Origin of the sequence: Paraburkholderia bannensis (assembly GCF_014200455.1) — a bacterium.
Taxonomy (GTDB): Bacteria; Pseudomonadota; Gammaproteobacteria; order Burkholderiales; family Burkholderiaceae; genus Paraburkholderia; species Paraburkholderia bannensis_A.
Genome location: NZ_JACHBW010000050.1, coordinates 1 through 5,851 on the forward strand (window position 1 = coordinate 1; position 5,851 = coordinate 5,851).

Consider the following 5,851-nt stretch of genomic DNA (forward strand, 5'->3'; position numbering starts at 1 on the left):
GAGCGCAGGTCGTTGACCATCGCCTCGAAACAGCCTGCCTGAATCCAGCGTTGTGTTTGCTGGTAGACCGTCTCCCACGGAGGAAAGTCATTGGGCAGCAGGCGCCAGGGCGCACCCGCGCGGACAATCCAGCGCAGTGCGTTGAACGTTTCGCGCAATTCGTATCGGCGTTGGGGGGCGTCGTTGCTTATCAGCGTCAGGTACGGAGCTGCGAAACTCCATTCTTCATCAGACACGTCGCTCGGGTAAGGTTTGCGCTTTTCCATCCGCCCAGGTTACCAGGTCTGAGCTGAAGTTCCTAACACGGTCTAGTTTCGCACTCGTGGAGAAAGTCATGACCAACACCCTCTGGATTTTGAGCACCGCGTCCGTCGCACTTTTGCTCACAGTCTTTGTACTCGGGTATCTCGGCCTCTGGTGAGGCCTTGTAACATGTAACGTGAACAGATTTTTGATACCGAAACCTGCTCTTATCCGCATCGTCTTGCTATTCAGGTTGCCTTCCGAATGCCGGAGTTTTCTAAAATAAGTTGGAAGCTGAAAATCGGTGACGGGCGACTTAACTGAAGTGATCTAGGCCGGGACTGGAAAGTGTGCTGCCGGTCAGTTCCTGCCGATGCGCACGGTGAGAAATCACGCTGTCCTCCAGGATCGCGCACATCGCGACCAGCAGCATGATCGCAACTGCCACGAGACCGGCATAGCTGATGATCCTGAGCATCTTCATTTTGCTTCCTACGATAGACGAATGGCTGTCGCGACCTAAAACACTATGTGGGCTTACCGCCGCATGTAGTCACCGATCGGATCGACGTTTCCTCTTTCCAATGGCGACGGGGATTGCAGCTCGTTGCCATCCAGCTCGACTCCTGGCGTTATCACCTCACGGACTCGCCAGTGTCGTCTGGCAGTGGCAGTACGTGTGCGACGCTCACCGCAGGGATTTGATCGCAGTCGTTGACCAGCCGTGGCGTGATGAGCAAGACAATGAAACGTCCTATCTCAATCCGAAATAGCCGAGGACGAATAGAACGATGACCACGGCTCCTACGAGCCAGACGATGTTATTCCTGACGCTCTCGTCAAGGTAGACACAGGCCCAATCAGCGTCGCGATGCGTACATCGCAGCATTGACGGGTAGCATTTCGCGGGTGGAGCCTTGTCCCGCTGGAGTTGCCGAGCACGGTGCTTCTCATTTGTTTTCCTTCCTCTTCGCGTCGTGATGCCCGATCCGACACCACCGGCTTCGCAAACGGCGGTGTTGCGCCCCTTCCATGCACGCCGCAACGTCGCTGACCGCAGGCCCGTTCGATGCAACCCGCCGCCTGAAGCTCATTGAAAGGCGGAATAGACCCCGGTGAAGAGTCCGTGGTCAATCAAGATTTCTTGACGGTTTCCTTGGCGTCGCCAAGATTCTTTCGCGCCTGGCCGGCCGCTTGCTGGATATCGCCTTTGACTTCCTGTTTCGTATCGTCGGTGGCACGGCCAATGGCTTCATTCACTTTACCCTTCAACTTCTCTGCAGTTCCCTTGACTTGATCCTTGTTCATGATGAACCTCCAATACGTAGCTGATCTGTGGATGATGTTGCTTGCCTATTACCATCAGGCTCACACGGTGTCACCGGTGGGGTGGCATTCCCATGAATATCATCAGTTATCCAAATTTTTTCAATGCTGCCTGGCGAGTGTGTTTCAGTGTTCAAGTGGGCGATTTTCGACGACTTCCCGCGTGGCTAACCAGTACGGCTGGCGATTGTAGTACTGGTGAAGCGACGAACCCCACTGCTCATCCGCCATTGAGGGCCAATGTTCCTTGTCGAAAGCGGGGGCATTTTTCACGCGGTCTGCAGTGACATCGAGCCGGAAACACTTTTCGTCCGTGTCCAGGGTCAGCGCACTCCACGGAATGGCGTGAAGCTTTTCACCCATGCCGAGAAAGCCCCCACTTGACAGCACGGCATAGGCGATCCGTCCGCCGCGTACATCCAGCATGATTGCGGAAATTTTCCCGATCTCCTCGAGGTCAGACGTGAAGAGCTTATTGCCCTTGAGCGTATCAGCCGCCATCACGCTGGGGCCTGGCCCATCGCCAGTCCCGCTGCCCATAATCGCGGCACCTGTACCGCTAGTCGAAGGCCGATTGGTCGGGTCGAGTGTCGTCATGATTCCCTCCTGAGTTCATTTCGCGGGACATCGGCGCGGTTCGCCGGCTCGCCGTGATGGATGGCCCACACCGGTCACGCGATATGCCGTGCATGACCGCCGTTCAAGTCGTCTGTCAATGGCCGCCACCACGCGAGCAATATCGAGTGTTCCATTCAAGCGGCCTTTCCGCACCGGCACGTATTTCGGTTCCGACGGCCCGCTATGTCGGCGCGGTTGTTGCTACCGCCCGGTTTCCCGGCCGGCAGTTAACGACAGCAGCCGAAATATCTCCATCTGTGCTGGCGATGATGGCGTCGAGTAGAAACAATGCAGACGCCCCCCTCACACGGGCTTCGCGTCACGCTGCAGTATCCGCCGCGCACCTACCGCCCACGCTGGAACCCCCCGGGGCATTGAGAATGGGGATCGAAAGCGTACAGTTACAACAATGCGCGCAAGCGGGGTAAAAATCGGTACGGTGCCGTACCGGACCCCGGCAAGGAAACTGGTGCATCCACATCACGGAAGCGCTGCATTGCTATCCTAAGGCCACTGGCAGGTCGGGAGTACGCACACCGACAGGCAGCTTCCGGTGGGCTCAATTCCACTGGCCGCACTCAAGCCATCAGTTTGAAGAACGGACCGACGCGGCCCGACCCGAAGTGATCTTTCGCTTTTGCCACGACAGATGCCTCATGTGAGAGCCTATCGGCCACTGGGCCTTTCGGAATAGCGAGATAGGGGGAGCACACCGGCAAGACATTGCCTTGCCCGAGAGCGTTCATACGCTCCTCCTCTGTGCCGCAATGAGGCAACCAAGCTCGTTTGGGACCCCCGAGCAGGTCGGAGCAGAGCCGCGCCTTGGACGGCGTGGCCTTCGCCAGCTATCGGCGTGGCCCCGACGGTGACCGCTCATACCAGGTCATCATCGGCCGGACAGATACCCCATGTAATACGATGGATGCGGATATGACGCCAAGTGTCACTGCGACAAATACTGTAGCGAGAGGGGTGCCAAGGCCATGGCCGAGCGCGTACATCAGGTAGAACATCGAGCCAACACCACGTATGCCGAACCACGCCACCATCGCGCCGCCACGGGTAATGGTCGCGATGCCAAGCGCGCCGCTCGCCACTGCGGCAGGGCGCACGAACAGCAGCACCGTCGGAATGAACCACCACAACGCGCCTGGCCGAGCCGACCAGGGAAGCAGCACACCTACGATCACGACCACCGTCAGTTCGGCGAGATGCTCAAGCTGTGTATTAAAATTCCGCACCGCGTCGCCCATCGCTTCGCTGGCGTGATGCGAATGCGTTGCCAGTGTTTCGTACCCGTGGCCGTCGGCACTCGATGCCGCGCCCAGGGGAGTCGCACCGCTTAACGGCAGGTTCTGCACCCGCTGGAGTGAGAGGCCTGCGGTGAACACGGCAAGAAAGCCAGACGCGTCGGATAACTGTGCAACGCCGTAGGCAATGCCGATTACGCCCAGCGACAGGAATTCGTCCAGGCCGACCGCTGCCGCATGTCGCGTTCGTAAATACACAACAGCACGGCCAACCGCTGTACCTACGAGCGCCCCGAGCACGATGCCAGCGGCGCTGGACCAGAATACGTCCCACATGATCCAGTGCCAGATGTTCAGGCTTGTACCCCCCGCCTGCGGCAGCATCGCCAAACCTAGCGTGACGAGGGGAAACGATGTGGCATCGTTCAACGCGCCCTCACCTGCAAGGTTGAAACCGAGACGATCAGGATCCTGGCCACGCTCCGTCTGTATCCCTGAGGCCAGAACCGGATCTGTTGGGGCAAGAATGGCGCCCAGCAATATTGCTGCACCCAATGGCAGCCGCAATCCCCAAATACCGATCGCGGTGATCAAGCCGACCGTGATCGCCATCGAAAACACCGCGAGGCGTACTGGGACAAGCCACCGCCTATCAAGAATCGGGACCCCCATGCGAAGGCCAACCGTGAATAGCGAAATCAACAACGCGATTTCCGCCACCCGACCAAGCAGCACGGCATGAAATATGGGACTCAATGAATCGCCGCGCGGGACGATGAGACTGAGGAGAACACCGACGAATAAATAAACGGTCGCGCGGCTAAGAAGAAGGCGGGCGAGCAACCCCTTCGACAAGACCAGTGCGACAAGAAGCGATCCAAGTGCTAGATACCAGTGCGCAGCCGTCATGTCAGGGGCTCTTTCCATCTACGGTGTACGGAAACGGCATGAGCGCAACAGGCGACGGTATTACCCACTTACACGAATAGCATGTCTAACTTCTCGTGTCTGCGGAAAGCGAAGCCCAATGTCGCCCCTGCCAATGTTCATTAACGTCCCAGCGTTTCCTTATCTCCGATTTCGCGCGACCAATGCCTGCTAACCGGCTACTATCGTAAAGTAACCTAAGCGGTCACTCGGACATATTCGCGTGACGAGGAAAGGCTAAGGTTTGGCTGTTTAAAGGTGAATCGCGGCAATGAGCCCTGATGTTGTGTTGACCATGATTCGGTCAACGGCGTATTTACGGGATGTCAAGCCTGAACAGGCGCTGCTCGACCTGATCGGATTGCTCGCTCGAACGCATGGGACGATGGACAGCTATGACTGGGCGGTGATCGCCACAGCGGGGGCTTTGCTTTGGGGCGCTACGATGGAAGGGACCGACGCGGAAGGTGGTCTGAACGTCTGACGCGTAGATCGCGGAGCAGATACGGGGAAGTAACGATGCCCCCTGATGACGTGATGAAGATATTCGAACAAGTGAATCGTGAAGGTCGCGCAGCGATCGATCTGAACCATGCCTGCACAGATTTCGCAGAATGGCTCGCGGGTGCTTGGGATAGTTTTGGCGAGCGCGACATTGCGCTGCTTGGAGTCGTTGGCGCAGCCCTGTGGCGGGACGGGTACGCGAGGCGGTACTGAAGAGTAGCCATGCCATTATTGCGCGCCACATGCTCGATACCCATTGTGAAATGGCGTTTGGGCGAACCAGCGAACTAACAACGGGAATTGATCACTTTGGGTCACCGAATTCATGAGCTCGTCTTGACACCAATCACCGCTGAAATTCGGCGTCGTCGATAAGAACATGGCAGTAGGCGTCCGAAGCAGCGAGGGCTAGCTCTTCTGCGATGAACGTGCCGGGCACGTCCATCTTCGAAATTACGGTTTCGGTGGTGCCATCCCAACGACGCCGAAAAATATCAATCGTACCGCGCCACGAGCCGTCTTGACCGAAATTCGCTGAGGCTCGATAGAAGTAGCCGCGATATGGCCTAAATCCGTCCATGTCCATTGCTTACCTCCACTCGCCCAATATTTCATCGTAGCACGCGGGGAGAGCGGGATTGACGGAATGACGATCTGACGGGAGGCCTCCTCAACAGTCGGAAGAACGAGCGGGCACACGATATCGCGTAACGCGAAGCGGTCGTTCATGGTGAAGAGGGGGCCGCATTCGGCCCTACAATGGCTGTTTGCTGACACGGCGGTGCCACCTGAATGTCCGGACGACTCGCCGGACGAGCGTCTCATCCCGGCACGGTCCTGCCCAATGCAAATCGTACATTTGCCGGACGTGGCGCCCAACGGAAATACGCGAGCGGTCATACCGGCAGGCCACCGCAGTGCCGCACGCGGACACCGATGATCGCAAACAGAAGACGTTTGCTGGCGCAGCGCGCGCGGCTTCA

7 protein-coding genes are annotated in these 5,851 nt (G+C 57.8%); 1 reads left to right on the forward strand and 6 read right to left on the reverse strand.

All coding sequences use genetic code 11. The features are described 5' to 3' along the window. The 5 genes from F4827_RS34595 to F4827_RS34615 all read right to left on the reverse strand — a co-directional run. Window positions 1–266 (reverse strand): transposase (locus F4827_RS34595; protein ID WP_183733798.1); only part of this gene is annotated, 266 nt, incomplete at its 3' end. 293 nt (window positions 267–559) lie between these two features. Next, window positions 560–727: a hypothetical protein gene (locus F4827_RS34600; protein ID WP_183733801.1), complete on the reverse strand. Its 168-nt coding sequence runs from the start codon at window positions 725–727 to the stop codon at window positions 560–562. A gap of 650 nt (window positions 728–1,377) precedes the next feature. Next, on the reverse strand, window positions 1,378–1,551 hold the full coding sequence (locus F4827_RS34605; RefSeq protein ID WP_183733804.1) for a CsbD family protein: 174 nt from the start codon (window positions 1,549–1,551) through the stop codon (window positions 1,378–1,380). A 144-nt stretch (window positions 1,552–1,695) separates the two neighbouring features. Beyond that, complete coding sequence (locus F4827_RS34610; protein WP_183733807.1) at window positions 1,696–2,166, reverse strand: PRC-barrel domain-containing protein; 471 nt, start codon at window positions 2,164–2,166, stop codon at window positions 1,696–1,698. Window positions 2,167–3,032: 866 nt separating this feature from the next. Further along, window positions 3,033–4,346 carry a sodium:proton antiporter gene (locus F4827_RS34615; RefSeq protein ID WP_183733810.1) on the reverse strand — a complete coding sequence of 438 codons (1,314 nt, stop codon included), beginning with the start codon at window positions 4,344–4,346 and terminating at the stop codon, window positions 3,033–3,035. Between the two features lie 289 nt (window positions 4,347–4,635). Here F4827_RS34615 and F4827_RS34620 point away from each other — a divergent pair, with 289 nt between their 5' ends. Continuing rightward, window positions 4,636–4,848, forward strand: coding sequence for a hypothetical protein (locus F4827_RS34620; RefSeq protein WP_183733813.1), 213 nt, complete (start codon window positions 4,636–4,638; stop codon window positions 4,846–4,848). A 366-nt stretch (window positions 4,849–5,214) separates the two neighbouring features. Here the strand turns inward: F4827_RS34620 and F4827_RS34625 are convergent, their stop codons facing one another. Next, window positions 5,215–5,454 (reverse strand): hypothetical protein, encoded by a 240-nt coding sequence (locus F4827_RS34625; protein WP_183733816.1) that lies wholly within the window; start codon window positions 5,452–5,454, stop codon window positions 5,215–5,217. Window positions 5,455–5,851 lie beyond the last annotated feature (397 nt).